Raw genomic sequence first — 14,506 nt, forward strand, 5'->3', positions numbered from 1 at the left:
CGGGCCCGTCTGCTCACGCCTTTAGCCCGAAGGGCTGCGGCCGCGCCCCGGGTTTGGCGAGCAATAGATGCGCAGTACCGATGCTTCGCTCAAGGAAGCCGCCTTCGCAGTAGCACAGGTAGAACTCCCAGAGGCGATAGAACGTCTGATCGTAGCCCAGTGCTTCCAGGTTGTGCCGGCTGCGCCGCAAGTTGTCGTGCCACAGGCGAAGCGTGCGTGCGTAGTGAAGGCCGAAGTCCTCCATGTGGTGAAGGTTCAGGTCAGTGTCGCGACTGATGGTGTGCAGCATCGCACTCACCGAAGGCAAGGCGCCTCCCGGAAAAATGTAGCGCTGGATGAAGTCGACGGTTTTTTTCGCCTGCTCATAACGCTGGTCCCGAATGGTGATGGCCTGCAAAAGCATAAGACCGTGCTCTTTGAGCAGATGGGCGCATTGTTTGAAGTAAGTGGGCAGGAAGCGGTGTCCGACGGCCTCTATCATCTCGATCGAAACGAGCTTGTCGTATTGGCCCGTCAGGTCACGATAGTCCTGCAACAGAAGGGTAACGCGGTCTTGCAGGCACTGTTCCTCGATTCGGCGCTGGGTGTATGCAAATTGCTCACGCGACAGCGTGGTCGTCGTGACCTTGCAGCCGTAGTGGGTGGCCGCATACAGCGCCATACTCCCCCAGCCAGTACCGATCTCCAGCAAGTGGTCACTGGGTTTGAGATCGAGCTTTTGGCAGATGCACTCCAGCTTATACAGTTGAGCCTGTTCGAGGCTGTCGCTGCTGGAGCGGAACATGGCTGAGGAATACATCATGGTGGGGTCCAGCAGTTGTTCAAACAGCGCGTTGCCCAGGTCGTAGTGCGCTGAAATGTTGCGCTGCGAGCCTTGACGCGTATTGCGGTTGAGCCAGTGCAGGGCTTTAGACAGTGGCCGGCGTATACGTGCCAGACCGCGCTCCATGCCATCCAGCACATCGAGGTTGGCAACGAAAATGCGCACCACCGCCGTCAGATCGGGACTGCTCCAGTAGCCCTGGATATAGGCCTCACCTGCGCCAATCGAGCCATTCGCCGCGACCATCGGCCAGAGCGCCGCATCAAGCACTTCGATCTCGCCATGCAGCACGTGGCCCGGCTGGCCGAAGCTCAAGGGCTCACCGTCGACAATGACCACCAAGTGTCCGTGACGCAGCTTTGCCAACTGCCGTAAAACCAGTTTCTTTAACAGGCGGGCGCCGACTCCGTTGGCCGCAGAGCCACAGGTGCGGATGGGGTTCAGGCTAGGGTTTGTCATGGCGAGACTCCAGATTCGCAGTGCGGTATTCACCGCTGGCGGCTCCATGGGAAAACAGTGGCAGACGCTTGAGCAGCAAGCGCAGGGCCTGCCAGTAAATGCCGAGCAGGGTCTTGCCCGTCATCCAGGGAAATGCCAGCAAGTGGCGGTGCAGGCTTTGGCGCGTCAGCTCGATGCGCTCCAGGCCCAGGCCGGCTTCAAAGATCTTTTGTTCGCCCTGCCAGTCCTGCAGGGTGACGTGCAGCTTCTGGTCAGGAGCAGAGAAACGCATGCGGTATTCCAGATCGCGAGGCAGGAAGGGCGAGACGTGAAAGCTCTTGGCCACCCTATGGCATGACTCACCCGTCGCGTGGGTCGGCAGTACGTAGTGATAACGCTCTCGCCAAGGGGTATTGCTGACTTCGCAGAGGATGGCGGCCAGACTGCCGTCGGATTCGAAGCAATAAAACAGACTGATGGGATTGAAGGACAGCCCCCAACTGCGCGGCTGGGTGAGCAGGCAGATCCGTCCCTGGGGAGCATGGCCGAGGGCCTGCTCCACGCGCTGACGTACGGCATCGCTCAGCGTTATGCCCTGGCGGGTGAAAAGCGGCAGGTAGTCGGTCTCGCGGAAGGCGAAGGCGGCCCAGCGCGAATGTCCGGCGAGCCACGATAAGCCCAGCACCTGGGATTGTTCCGCAAGATCCAGGTAGAGCATGCCCATGCGGTAGCGAAACCCATGCACGCGCGGCAGCAACCGGCGGTGGCTGACCCAGCCGCGGTAGAGCGCGCTGTTCACAGGTGTTCTCCGAAAGCAGCCGCCACGCGCAAGGCGCTCACCACACCATCTTCATGGAAACCGTTGGCCCAGTAGGCGCCGCAGTAGTAGCTGTTTTGAGCCCCCTGTAACTCTTGCCAGCGCGCCTGTGCGAGCAGGCCTGCCTGACTGTATTGCGGATGGGCGTAGCGAAAGCGCTTGAGGATTTTGTCCGGGTCAATGTCCGCGGTCTGGTTCAGGCTGACGCAGAAGGTGGTTTCGCTCTGGAGCCCTTGCAGGATGTTCATGTTGTAGGTGACCGCGGCCGGTTGCCGGGCTGAGCCACCGAGGCGGTAGTTCCAGCTCGCCCAAGCCAGGCGACGCTCCGGCAGCAGACGAGTGTCGCGGTGCAGCACCACGTCGTTCTCGGCGTAACTCAGTGCGCCGAGGATTTCCCGCTCGGCTTGGCTGGGCGCCGCCAGCAGGTGTAATGCCTGGTCGCTGTGGCAGGCGAACACCACGCTGTCAAAGCGCTCGATGCCGGCGCCGCTGTGCAGGTTCACGCCAGCGCTGTCACGTTCGACTCGATACACCGGGCAATTGAGGCGGATGTGCTCGACAAAGCCGGCGCTCAACGCTTCTACATAAGTGCGCGAGCCACCGCTGACCACTCGCCACTGTGGCCGATGGGTGATCGACAGCAGCCCATGGTTTTTACAGAAACGCACGAAGAACTGAAGCGGAAAATGATGCATGTCGCCCAGTGACATCGACCAGATCGCCGAGCCCATCGGGACGATGTAATGCTCGATGAAACGCTGACCGTAGACGTTTTGCCGCAGGTAGGCCCCGAGGGTGGTATCGGCGGCTATGCGTTGTTCCTCAAGGTCACGCAATGCTTCGCGGTTGAAGCGCACGATGTCGCGCAACATGCCCCAGAACCCGGGTGAGAGCAGGTTGCGACGCTGGGCAAAAAGGCTGTTGAGGTTGTTGCCGTTGTACTCAGTGCCCGTCTGCGGATCCTGAACCGAGAAACTCATCTCGGTGGGTTGCGAGGTCACGCCCAGTTGATCCAGCAGCCGGATAAAGTTGGGGTAGGTCCAGTCATTGAAGACAATGAAACCCGTATCGATGGCAAAACGTTCACCCTTTACTTCAACGTCAACCGTATGGGTATGGCCGCCAATCCAGTCACTCGACTCGAATACGGTGACCTCGTGCTGACGGTTGAGCAGGTAGGCGCAGGTCAGCCCGGAGATACCGCTACCGATGATGGCTACTTTCATGAAGATTCTTCCGTGACGGGACGCGCCATGCGTTTGCCCAGTGCCAGTTGCAGGCGTTGAGGCAATACCGCTAACAGGCGCAGTGCGGCGATGAATGGCCCGGGAAAGGCGATCTCCAACGGTCGTCGTTCCAGCCGGATGGTTATGTAGACGGCAGCCTTGCTCACTGGCCAACGCATCGGCATCGGGAAATCGTTCTGTTGCGTGAGCGGCGTATCGACGAAGCCCGGGCTGACCAGAGTGACGTCGATGCCCTCGTGTGCCACGTCGATCCGCAGCGATTGAAACAGGTAACGCATCGCCGCCTTGGAGGCGCCATACGCGCCGGCCCGAGGCAATGGCAGGTAAGTGACCGAGCTGCATACCGCCACCAGGTGCGGTCTCTGCGCCTTGCGCAACAGCGGCAGGGCTGCTTCCACGCAGTAGGCCGCGGAAAACACATTGGCCCGCATCACGCGTTCAACCATGTTGGCTTCGAAGGCGCTGACGTCCAGGTACTCGCAGGTCCCAGCGTTGAGGATGGCTTGATCCAGGTGGCCCCAAACCTGCTCGATTCGCTCGCCCATGGCTCGAACTTCGCCTGGATCGGTCAGGTCGCCTGGCAGCAGAAGCACCTGTTGTGGGTACTCCCTGTGTAATTTTTCCAGGGCTTGAACATTGCGCGCGCTGACGGCCAGGAGATGGCCCTGGCTCAATAGAATGTCCGCCATTGCAGCGCCGATGCCGCTGCTGGCGCCGGTGAGCCAGATGCGCTTCATGCCAGCCTCCCCTTCAACCAGCCAATGGCGGTCCCCATCAATGGCAGGTGCTCATAGAGCAGAGCGCCGGCATCGAAGTAATCACGATGCTGGTACACCTTCTCGTGCCACAGCAAATGCGAGCAGCCTTCAACCTCAATCAGTTGGCCGCGGCGCAGGCGAGGATGGCGATAGTGCATAGTCCAACGCAGGTAACCGGCATGGTCTTGCACCTGGTCGTAGCCGTGAAATCTGAAACCCAGATGGCTGACGTTGGCGTACAGCTGTGTGAAGTAGTCTTGCAGCGCGGTCAGGCCCTGGATCTCATGAAGCGGATCACTGAAGCGCACATCGTGACTGTACAGCTCCTGGAGATTGTGCAAATGACTGGCGTCCAGCGTTGCGAATTCATGGGCGAAGCGGCGCAGGAAGTCAGACATGTCGCGTCTCCAGTGTGGCCAGGCTCTTGGGCAAGTTCAGCGGCCGCTGGCACCTGTGGTGGCGACCAATGCTCCGCGTCTTTTCTTGTACAATTTCGTTAGTCTTGTATAGCTTTTTAAGGATAAGACGAATGCTGTACAAGTCAAATTTCTTGTACAACTATTTCTGCAATGTGTTGAGCCACACATGCTCAAAAGGAGCGGCTTCATTTCTACGGGAGAGCGAGTACTTCTCTGGAGCGTTGCGCTCTGGGGGGGGCCAGCCTGGTTTAGCGGGTCAGCGACGGTCATTGAGCCCCGGCACCCGTGCAACGGCCGGAGTGCGGTATTCCTCAAAAAAACTACCCGGTCACGGCGTCGAGTCAGGCTTGCGGATCAGATAGGTGTCCATGATCCAGCCGTGGGCCAGGCGCGCGGCCGTCCTTGTGCGCTGGATTTCCTCGGCCACATCCTTGAGCTTGCCGGCGATGAGGATTTCATCCGGGGTGCCCAGGTAAGCCCCCCAGTAGATGTACTGCTCCTGATCGGCGACCTGGCGGTAAGCATCCTCGGCATCGAGCATCACCACCAGGCTGTCGGCATCACTCACCTGCCCCGCCACCAGCCGGCGCCCGGTGGTGATTTCCACCGAGCGCCCAATCCGATTCAAGGCCACCTGGTGCTGCGCCGCCAATGCCTGGACGCTGCTGATTCCGGGAATCACCTCGACCTCGAAGGCGCAGCGACCGCCGTCGAGAATCGCCTGGAGAATGCGCAACGTGCTGTCGTACAGCCCCGGATCGCCCCAGACCAGAAACGCCGCGCACTCGTTGTCGGACATTTCCTGGTTGATCAGGCGCTCGAAGGTCTGCTGTTTGTTCTGGTTCAACGCCAGCACGCTGGCCTGGTAGTCGACGTCGCCGCGAATCCGCTCCGGGCTTGGCGCTTCGACAATGCGGTAGCCGGGCTCGGTGATATAGCGCTGGCAGATGTCCCGGCGCAGGTCGATCAGGCTGTCCTTGCTCGGCCCTTTGTCCATCAGGAAAAACACGTCGACCCGGTTCAGCGCCTTGATCGCCTGCATCGTCAGGTAGTCGGGGTCGCCAGCACCGATGCCGATCACCAGCACTCGCTTCATGGCTGCCGCGCCTCGGCGAGCGCGCCGCTGTCCATCAGGCGCAAGCGCCAGCAGCCGTTGTGGCGCAGTTCGGTGGCGGACAGCGGCTCGATATCGATCAGCTGAAACGCCGTCGGCGGACACTGCAGCACGTGCATCAGCGCCGCGCGAATCACCAGCGGATGGGTGATCGCCAGAAAATGGCCGGGGCTGCCGGCGAGGCTGTCGAGCCAGTGCCCGACCCGCTGGCGCAACTGGCTCAGCGATTCACCGCCGTGGGGGGTGGCGTCGGGATCGCTGAGCCAGGCGTGCAACGCTTCGGGTTCATCCCGTTGCAGGTCATCGATACGCCTACCGTGCCAGCGTCCGTAATCGTATTCATCCAGGGCCGGCACATGCAGCAGCTCGCCGCCGAACAATTCAGCGGTCTGGCGGATGCGCAGTTCAGCGCCACCGAGTAACTGCGGGGCGCGCTTGAAAGCTGCGGCGCGACTGCCCCTGGCGGCCTGCCAAGCGATTTCCAGCGGCTCGTCCTGGGGAAACTGCGCGAGTTTCTGCGCGACGGTGCGGGCGTGGCAAATCAGGGTCAATCGGGTTACCGGCACACGGGCTCACTCTTGGGCAGGGACAGGAAAAACTCGCCAAACGGCTAGCATAGTGCTGCGCCACCCGGTGATGTTCAACTACTATGGCACTCGGCCAGCGGAGCTTGGTCGAATGCAACTGCTACGCGTGGAAGTCGACAGTGATAGTCGCCCCTGGTGCCCTGAACCAGGTTTTTGTTTCGATACAGGAGTGTCTCCATGCTGGTCCTACGCCCGGTCGCGCTGGACGACCTGCCCCAACTGCAGCAATTGGCGCGTGACAGCCTGATCGGTGTCACCTCGTTGCCCGACGACACTGATTGCCTGCGTCGGAAAATTCTTGATTCCGTCACCTCCTTTGCCAGTGACGCACAGGCCAGCGGCCCTGAAAGTTACTGTTTCGTCCTTGAAGACGTACCCGGTTCGCGCCTGTTGGGCTGTGCGGAAATCGTCGCCAGCGCCGGCGCGCGGCAACCGTTCTACAGCTTTCGCAACCGGCCCTATGTCAGTGCCTCGCGGGAACTGAACATCCACCATGGTGTGCCGGCGCTGTCGCTGTGCCAGGACCTGGGCGGCTTCACCCAACTGCGCGGCTTTCACATCGACAACGAACTGGCAGGCAGTGCGTTTGCCCTACTGCTGTCGCGTGCCCGCCTGCTGTTTATCGCCGCACATCCGCAGCGCTTTGGCGATGGGGTATTCAGCGAGAGTGTCGGCTACAGCGACGCACAGGCTCAGTCGCCGTTCTGGGAGGCGCTGGGCAGTCATTTTTTCAACCTCAGCTATGCCGAGGCGGAACATTTGCGCGGTACCCAGGACCGTACCCTGCTGGCCGAAATGATGCCGCACTATCCAATCTACGTACCGATGCTGACCGCGCAGGCCCAGGCGTGTATTGGCCGGGTGCATCCCGATGGCCAGGAAGCCTTCGACATCCTTGTACACGAGGGCTTTGAAACCAATGGCTATGTCGATTTGTTCGACGCCGGGCCGACCCTGTTTGCGCGCACGCCGAGCATCCGTTCGATTGCCCGGAGCCAGGTCGCCGTGGCTCGGACAGGAAGCGCCGAGGGCGGCCGGACGCCCTATCTGGTCAGCAACGACGCCATGGAGAATTTCCGCGCCATGCTCGTCGAACTGGACTGGAGCGCCGACCAGCCGGTGATCTTCGACGCTGCCACGCTGAGCGCTCTGGGCCTGCAGGATGGCAGCGCAGTACGGTTGGTTGCCCTGTGATTGTGCGTCCCGTGCAAGGCAGCGATCTGCCCGCCCTGATGACCCTGGCCCGACGCGCCGGCCCGGGGTTCACCAGCCTGCCGGCCAACGAAGCACGTCTGGCCCACCGCATCCGTTGGGCGCAGCGCACCTTTGCCGGCCAGGTGGAGCGGGCGGACGCCGACTATCTGTTTGTCCTCGAAGATGCCGACCAACAAGTGATCGGCGTCAGCGCCCTGGGCGGCGCCGTGGGCCTGCGCGAACCTTGGTACAACTACCGAGTAGGCATGGAACGGCACGTCCAGACGCTGTGCCTGAGCAATGAAATGACCGGGCAATCGGAAGTCTGCTCGTTGTTCCTGCGTCCCGACCAACGCCAGGGCCACAACGGCCGGTTGCTGTCGGTGGCGCGCTTGCTGTTCGTCGCCGAGTACCCACACTTGTTCGGCGACAAGCTGATCGCCGAGTTGCGCGGCAGTGCCGACGAACATGGCTGCTCGCCGTTCTGGGACAGCCTGGGCCGGCACTTCTTCAAGCGCGACTTCAGCCACGCCGATCACCTCTCGGGCTTGGGCAACAAAGCCCTGATCGCCGAACTGCTGCCGCGCCAGCCGCTGTACACCTGCCTGCTCTCCGCGCAGGCCCGGGCGGTCATCGGAGCGGCCCATGAAAAGTCCGAACCGGCGCGGCGGATCCTCTGCGCCGAAGGCTTCAGGCATCAGGGCTATGTGGATATTTTTGATGCTGGACCGGTGATTGAAGCACCTGTCCCGCAGATCCGCGCCGTACGCGACAGCCTGACGCTGAACCTGGAGTTTGGCTCAGTTGGTGCTGGCGAGGGGTTGATCTGGCTGCTGCACAACCGGCGCAGGGAGGGCTGCCGCATCACCACCGCCCTCGCCCACCGTCATGGCCACAGCTTGATGGTCGATCGGCTGACGGCCAAGCGGCTGCAGGTACAAGCGGGTGACAGGGTGCGTGCAGTGCCGCTGTTCCCATCACCGGGGATTTTTTGACAGACAACAAAAAGCCCGCATCTGACGGGCTTTGTGTCTATGGGGTCAAGTCCTTTTGTGTGTTCAATTTGCACCTTCAAATGTGAGAATTTCGTGAAACAACCCACGCCATCTGGAAAAAAGACAGGCGGCCGTAGTGGCATTTTTCCACCTTCGCTAGCGATGCGCGGTGGGCAGGCGCACCTCGTCCCTGAGGATCTCGAACAGCGCCTGCGCCGCCGCTGACAACTCATGCCCCGGCTTGGTCAGCACTCCGATGGCGCGCTCCACCGATTCGCTGAGAGGGATGCACTGCGCCCCCAGTTCGCGCATCTGCCCGGCGCACAATGCCGGCACCGCGCTGACTCCCAGGCCGCTGGCGACCATGCGTCCGACCGTTGCCAGTTGATGGCTCTCGAAGGCCACCGGCAATCGGGTCTGCCGAGCCTGCAGGTGATCCTCCAGCATCACCCGCACCGTGGACGGTCGCTGCAAGGTGATGAAGGGCTGTTCCAGCAGGGTCTGCCAGTCGATCTCGGCCAAGCCTGCCAGCGGCGAATCGCTGGGCACGATGGCGACGAAGCGGTCGAGGTAGAGCGCGGTGAACTGCAATGACGAACTCTGCATCGGCTCGAATGCCACCCCCAGTTCGACCTGGCCGTCGCGCACCATTTCCAGGACCTGCTCGTTGATCACGTCGTGCACCGTGACGTTGACTTTGGGGTAACGCGCGCGGAAGGTCTTGAGGATCGGCGGCAGCAGGTTGCCGGCAAACGAGGGCATCGCCGCCAGGGTCACGCGGCCGCGTTGCAGGGTGAAGCGCTGGCGCATCTCGTCCTCGGCGTTGTCCCAGTCGGCAATCAGCCGGCGGGCCAGCGGCAGCAGCGACTCGCCTTCCGGGGTCAGGGCAACGTTACGGGTGGTACGGCTGAACAGGCGTCCGCCAAGGCTTTCTTCAAGGGCCTTGATCGTCAGGCTCAGGGCCGACTGCGACAGGTGCAGGCGCTCGCAGGCCACGGCAAAGCTCAGGCTTTGGGCCACGGCGAGAAACGCGCGGATCTGCTTGACGGTCATAACGGCTACGCTCCAGTGCAATGCGGCAGGCAATTAATGAGCTTTACCAATTAATATAATCTAAAAATCAATTTAACAAATATATCCAACGGCGTGAAACTGCTTCCCATACGGCTAGCCAGCCGCCCACAAAGAATACAAGAGGTGCATATGGCAGGTTTCGACAAGCGCGTGAGTTCCTACGAAGAGGCCCTGGCCGGGCTTGAAGACGGCATGACCGTGATCGCCGGCGGTTTCGGCCTGTGCGGTATTCCGGAAAACCTGATCAACGAGATCAAGCGCAAGGGCACTCGCGACCTGACCGTGGTTTCCAACAACTGCGGCGTCGACGGCTTTGGCCTGGGCGTGCTGCTGACCGATCGGCAGATCAGCAAAGTGGTGGCCTCCTACGTTGGCGAGAACAAGCTGTTCGAAGAGCAACTGCTCAAGGGCGAAATCGAAGTCATCCTGACTCCGCAAGGCACCCTCGCCGAAAAAATGCGCGCTGGCGGCGCTGGCATTCCAGCGTTCTTCACCGCCACCGGCGTCGGCACCCCGGTTGCCGAAGGCAAGGAAGTGCGCGAATTCAATGGCCGCAAATACCTGATGGAAGAGTCCATCACCGGTGACTTCGCCATCGTCAAGGGCTGGAAAGCCGACCACTTCGGCAACGTGGTCTATCGCCACACCGCGCAGAACTTCAACCCGCTGGCGGCCACCGCCGGCAAGATCACCGTGGTCGAAGTCGAAGAAATCGTCGAACCCGGCGAGCTGGACCCAACGCAGATCCACACCCCTGGCATCTACGTCGACCGGATCATCTGCGGCACGTTCGAAAAACGCATCGAACAACGCACCGTACGCAAGTGATCCCCTGCCCCCGGACCGAATGAAGGAATAACAACAATGGCTCTTTCCCGCGAACAAATGGCTCAACGCGTCGCCCGTGAAATGCAGGACGGCTTCTACGTGAACCTGGGTATCGGCATTCCGACCCTGGTTGCCAACTACATTCCCGAAGGCATGGAAGTCATGCTGCAATCGGAAAACGGCCTGCTGGGCATGGGACCGTTTCCTACCGAAGAAACCATCGATGCCGACATGATCAACGCCGGCAAGCAAACCGTGACCGCGCGCACCGGCGCGTCGATCTTTTCCTCGGCCGAATCCTTCGCGATGATTCGCGGCGGGCACGTCGACCTGACCGTGCTGGGCGCCTTCGAAGTGGATGTGCAGGGCAACATCGCTTCGTGGATGATCCCAGGCAAACTGGTCAAGGGCATGGGCGGCGCCATGGACCTGGTGGCCGGTGCCGAGAACATCATCGTGATCATGACCCACGCCTCCAAGGACGGCGAGTCCAAGCTGCTGGACCACTGCAGTCTGCCGCTGACCGGCGCCAACTGCATCAAGCGCGTGCTGACCGACCTCGCCTACCTGGAAATCAAGGACGGCGCCTTCATCCTCAAGGAACGCGCGCCTGGCGTCAGCGTCGAGGAGATTGTCAGCAAGACCGCCGGTAAACTGATCGTTCCCGAACACGTGCCGGAAATGCAGTTCGCCTGAACCGCATGCCGCCGAGGAGAAATTCGATGCAAGAAGTCGTGATTGTCGCCGCAACCCGTACCGCCATTGGCAGCTTCCAGGGTTCGCTGGCGAACATCCCGGCGCCGGAACTCGGTGCCGCGGTGATTCGCCAATTGCTGGCCCAGACCGGTCTGGACCCGGCACAAGTGGATGAGGTGCTGCTCGGCCAGGTGCTGACCGCCGGTTCGGGGCAGAACCCCGCGCGCCAGGCGGCGATCCTCGCCGGCCTGCCCCACGCCGTGCCGGCCATGACCCTGAACAAGGTCTGCGGCTCGGGCCTCAAGGCCCTGCACCTGGGCGCCCAGGCGATTCGCTGCGGCGACGCCGAGGTGATCATCGCCGGTGGCATGGAAAACATGAGCCTGGCCCCGTACGTGTTGCCGGCCGCCCGCACCGGCCTGCGCATGGGCCATGCAAAGATGATCGACAGCATGATCACCGACGGCCTGTGGGACGCGTTCAACGACTACCACATGGGCATCACCGCCGAGAACCTGGTGGACAAGTACAACCTGAGCCGTGAAGACCAGGATGCGTTCGCCGCCGCCTCTCAACAGAAAGCCGCAGCCGCGATCGAGGCCGGGCGCTTTGCCGATGAGATCACGCCGATCCTGATTCCCCAGCGCAAGGGCGATCCGCTGACCTTCGCCGTGGATGAACAACCCCGCGGCGAAACCACGGCGGCGTCCCTGGCCAAACTCAAGCCGGCATTCAAGAAAGACGGCAGCGTCACCGCTGGCAACGCTTCTTCGCTCAACGACGGAGCAGCGGCCGTGCTGCTGATGAGTGCCGAAAAAGCCCAGCAACTCGGCCTGCCGGTACTGGCGAAAATCGCTGCCTACGCCAATGCCGGCGTCGACCCGGCGATCATGGGCATCGGCCCGGTGTCGGCGACCCGTCGCTGCCTGGATAAAGCGGGCTGGAGCCTGGAGCAACTGGACCTGATCGAAGCCAACGAGGCTTTCGCCGCGCAGTCACTGGCGGTGGGCAAAGAGCTGAAATGGGACGCGAGCAAGGTCAACGTCAACGGCGGCGCCATCGCCCTCGGCCACCCCATCGGCGCCTCGGGTTGCCGGGTGCTGGTGTCGTTGCTGCACGAGATGATCAAGCGTGACGCGAAAAAAGGCCTGGCCACCCTGTGCATCGGTGGCGGTCAGGGCGTGGCCCTGGCCATCGAACGGGCCTGAATACACCTGAGCATCAAGGTCAGCGAACGGACCCACGATATCCGCGCGCTGACTGACACCCCACCCGGCGCGACTTTGGTTGCGCCGGGTGTTTTTTTGTCTGAATCGCGTCAGGGCGGTTTTCTGTAGGAGCGAGCTTGCTCGCGATGGCGGTGTATCAGTCAACAGCGATGCTGAATGTGCTTACCACATCGCGAGCAGGCTCGCTCCTACAGGTGCTGTGTCCAGGGCCATCAATCATCCAGCGGCTGTGGCGGCTTCGCCGGTTTGGCTGGCTTGGTGGCCTTGGCGCCCTTGGCCGGCGGTGTTTCGGCTACAGGCGGCGCAGGTGGGGCGACTTCTTTTTCGGCAGCCGGCAACTGGTCGACGGTGTCGAATATCGTCTTCGCTACGATTGGACCGTCAAGCAAGGGTTTCTTCTCTCCGTCCTTGCCCACCAGCACTACGTTGGTGTCCTTGCTCGCCCCCAGCTTCAGCTCACGAATCAGCGCCATGGTGTCTTGCGTGCCCATGTCCTTGCCATCGCGCTGCCCCGTCAACCCGACCACGGTGAACAACACGATGTTGCGTTCCTGGACCGCTTTTTTGTTGTCCGGCTCATCCAGGGACTTTTTCAGATTGACCAATGTCGGGTCGGCACTGCTGGGCGCGATGACAATAAGTGGGCGAGTCTTGCCGCGTTCCTGGGCCAATGGCGAGTCACTGTCGGCGGCCAATACGGGACCAACGACAGCGAGCAGAGTAGCGAGGGTCAGTGACCGAATGAGCATGCGCATCTCCTTGTGATATCGACGCTTATGATTGCGCATCAAGGCGAAAGATCCAGTTTTGTTGTCGGAAATTTCAATCACCATGTTGCCAAGCTTAGGTCAGCAGGACTGATTCGCCACTGGCCCGCGCCTTGAAATACCCCGCCGTCTAGCGCAGACCAACGGCCATGCACAGGCTTGAAATGGGAACTACACTCACAGAGTTCCCAGTAGGGGGACGTAGCCAAATCCGCGTCCGTCAGTAGCGTGCCTGCCCATTACCACGCTCACGACGCTGGAACCAATGGCCACTTCGTAAGCGTCCTGTGGGGCCCTGCCCCACAGCGACATACCTGCAGGACGACGACTTCGCGTCCAAACCGCCCGGACATGGTTTATGCCCGGGCATTCGCGTGCGGCGCGTTCCTGCCCGATCGCTCCGATCATCCACCCGACCACCGCCCGAGCGGCCGCACCGCCCCGCGCTGGCCCTTCCAGGAGGCGCGGCTATGCACGAAGGCAAACTGCAGGACTTCATGGGCAAGCTGGTGACCGACATGGGCGGCGCAGCGATGCTCGCCAACGTGATTGTCGGCGAAGAACTGGGCCTGTACCGGGCCATGGCCGACAGCCAGCCGATCACCCCCGAGGCGCTGGCCGCCAAGACCGGCTGCAATGCCCGGCTGCTGCGCGAATGGCTCAGCGCCCATGCCGCCTCGGGCTACATGGAGCACAGCGATGGGCTGTTTCGTTTGCCCGAGGAGCAGGCCATGGCGCTGGCCATCGAAGAGTCACCGGTGTACGTCGCCGGCGGTGCCGGAGTGATTGCCGCGCTGTACCACGACAAGGACAAACTGGTCGCGGCGATGCGCGGCAATGGCGCGCTGGCCTGGGGCGACCACCATCACTGCATGTTCAGCGGCACCGAACGCTTCTTCCGGCCCGGCTACCGCGCACACCTGGTGGCCGAGTGGCTGCCGGCGCTGGACGGCGTGGTCGAGAAACTGCAGGCCGGGGCCAAGGTCGCGGATATCGGCTGCGGTCATGGCGCGTCGACCGTGGTCATGGCCCAGGCCTTCCCGGCCTCGACCTTCGTCGGCTTCGACTACCACGCCCCCTCCATCAGCACCGCCAACCAGCGCGCCGTAGAAGGTGGCGTGGCCGAGCGTGCGCAGTTCTTCGAGGGCAGCGCGAAAAACTACCCGGGCAATGACTACGATCTGGTGTGTTATTTCGACTGCCTGCACGACATGGGCGACCCGGTAGGTGCCGCCCGGCACGCCTATCAATCCCTCAAGCCGGATGGCACGGTGCTGTTGGTCGAGCCTTTCGCCAACGACCAACTGGAACAGAACGGCACGCCAGTCGGGCGCCTGTTCTATGCCGCCTCGACCTTCATCTGCACACCCAATTCGCTGTCACAAGAGGTGGGGCTGGGGCTCGGTGCGCAGGCGGGAGAAGCGCGTTTGCGCGAGGTGTTCAGCGAGGCCGGCTTCGGGCATTTCCGGCGTGCTGCCGAAACTCCGTTCAACCTGATTCTGGAGGCGCGCAAATAGATG

General features: G+C 61.9%; 15 protein-coding genes. 6 read left to right on the plus strand and 9 right to left on the minus strand.

The features are described from left to right. Positions 1-13 precede the first annotated feature (13 nt). From ACZYR5_RS12775 to ACZYR5_RS12805, 7 genes are all read right to left on the minus strand, one after another. On the minus strand, positions 14-1,282 hold the full coding sequence (locus tag ACZYR5_RS12775; RefSeq protein ID WP_489089585.1) for a class I SAM-dependent methyltransferase: 1,269 nt from the start codon (positions 1,280-1,282) through the stop codon (positions 14-16). Next, a complete protein-coding gene (locus ACZYR5_RS12780) occupies positions 1,269-2,060 on the minus strand; it encodes a DUF1365 domain-containing protein (protein WP_489089584.1) in 792 nt (263 codons plus the stop codon). The genes ACZYR5_RS12775 and ACZYR5_RS12780 overlap by 14 nt, the downstream gene beginning before the upstream one ends. Further along, positions 2,057-3,304, minus strand: a complete 1,248-nt coding sequence (locus ACZYR5_RS12785; RefSeq protein WP_489089583.1) for an NAD(P)/FAD-dependent oxidoreductase — start codon at positions 3,302-3,304, stop codon at positions 2,057-2,059. The genes ACZYR5_RS12780 and ACZYR5_RS12785 overlap by 4 nt, the downstream gene beginning before the upstream one ends. Then, positions 3,301-4,062, minus strand: coding sequence for an SDR family NAD(P)-dependent oxidoreductase (locus tag ACZYR5_RS12790; RefSeq protein ID WP_489089582.1), 762 nt, complete (start codon positions 4,060-4,062; stop codon positions 3,301-3,303). The genes ACZYR5_RS12785 and ACZYR5_RS12790 overlap by 4 nt, the downstream gene beginning before the upstream one ends. After that, positions 4,059-4,481: a nuclear transport factor 2 family protein gene (locus ACZYR5_RS12795; RefSeq protein ID WP_489089581.1), complete on the minus strand. Its 423-nt coding sequence runs from the start codon at positions 4,479-4,481 to the stop codon at positions 4,059-4,061. Before ACZYR5_RS12795 ends, ACZYR5_RS12790 begins: the two co-directional genes overlap by 4 nt. A 349-nt stretch (positions 4,482-4,830) precedes the next feature. Then, positions 4,831-5,598 carry a precorrin-6A synthase (deacetylating) gene (cobF, locus tag ACZYR5_RS12800; protein WP_489089580.1) on the minus strand — a complete coding sequence of 256 codons (768 nt, stop codon included), beginning with the start codon at positions 5,596-5,598 and terminating at the stop codon, positions 4,831-4,833. After that, on the minus strand, positions 5,595-6,182 hold the full coding sequence (locus ACZYR5_RS12805) for a histidine phosphatase family protein (protein WP_489089579.1): 588 nt from the start codon (positions 6,180-6,182) through the stop codon (positions 5,595-5,597). Before ACZYR5_RS12805 ends, cobF begins: the two co-directional genes overlap by 4 nt. A 198-nt stretch (positions 6,183-6,380) precedes the next feature. Between ACZYR5_RS12805 and ACZYR5_RS12810 the strand changes: the two genes are divergently transcribed. Further along, positions 6,381-7,397: an arginine N-succinyltransferase gene (locus ACZYR5_RS12810; protein WP_489089578.1), complete on the plus strand. Its 1,017-nt coding sequence runs from the start codon at positions 6,381-6,383 to the stop codon at positions 7,395-7,397. Next, positions 7,394-8,392, plus strand: coding sequence for an arginine N-succinyltransferase (astA, locus tag ACZYR5_RS12815; RefSeq protein WP_489089577.1), 999 nt, complete (start codon positions 7,394-7,396; stop codon positions 8,390-8,392). Before ACZYR5_RS12810 ends, astA begins: the two co-directional genes overlap by 4 nt. 156 nt (positions 8,393-8,548) lie before the next feature. On the opposite strand, the gene ACZYR5_RS12820 is transcribed toward astA, so the two are convergent. After that, complete coding sequence (locus tag ACZYR5_RS12820) at positions 8,549-9,445, minus strand: LysR family transcriptional regulator (RefSeq protein ID WP_489089576.1); 897 nt, start codon at positions 9,443-9,445, stop codon at positions 8,549-8,551. Between the two features lie 150 nt (positions 9,446-9,595). Here ACZYR5_RS12820 and ACZYR5_RS12825 point away from each other — a divergent pair, with 150 nt between their 5' ends. The 3 genes from ACZYR5_RS12825 to ACZYR5_RS12835 are packed head-to-tail and all read left to right on the plus strand — an operon-like array spanning position 9,596 to position 12,198. Continuing rightward, complete coding sequence (locus ACZYR5_RS12825) at positions 9,596-10,294, plus strand: CoA transferase subunit A (protein WP_489089575.1); 699 nt, start codon at positions 9,596-9,598, stop codon at positions 10,292-10,294. 36 nt (positions 10,295-10,330) lie between these two features. Next, positions 10,331-10,990 carry a CoA transferase subunit B gene (locus ACZYR5_RS12830; protein ID WP_489089574.1) on the plus strand — a complete coding sequence of 220 codons (660 nt, stop codon included), beginning with the start codon at positions 10,331-10,333 and terminating at the stop codon, positions 10,988-10,990. Between the two features lie 26 nt (positions 10,991-11,016). Beyond that, positions 11,017-12,198, plus strand: a complete 1,182-nt coding sequence (locus ACZYR5_RS12835) for an acetyl-CoA C-acetyltransferase (RefSeq protein ID WP_489089573.1) — start codon at positions 11,017-11,019, stop codon at positions 12,196-12,198. Between the two features lie 233 nt (positions 12,199-12,431). Here the strand turns inward: ACZYR5_RS12835 and ACZYR5_RS12840 are convergent, their stop codons facing one another. After that, positions 12,432-12,968, minus strand: a complete 537-nt coding sequence (locus tag ACZYR5_RS12840; protein WP_489089572.1) for a DUF4174 domain-containing protein — start codon at positions 12,966-12,968, stop codon at positions 12,432-12,434. A 488-nt stretch (positions 12,969-13,456) separates the two neighbouring features. Here ACZYR5_RS12840 and ACZYR5_RS12845 point away from each other — a divergent pair, with 488 nt between their 5' ends. After that, positions 13,457-14,503 (plus strand): class I SAM-dependent methyltransferase, encoded by a 1,047-nt coding sequence (locus ACZYR5_RS12845; RefSeq protein ID WP_489089571.1) that lies wholly within the window; start codon positions 13,457-13,459, stop codon positions 14,501-14,503. Positions 14,504-14,506: the final 3 nt, after the last annotated feature.

The sequence above is a fragment of the Pseudomonas sp. F007 genome (assembly GCF_057814275.1).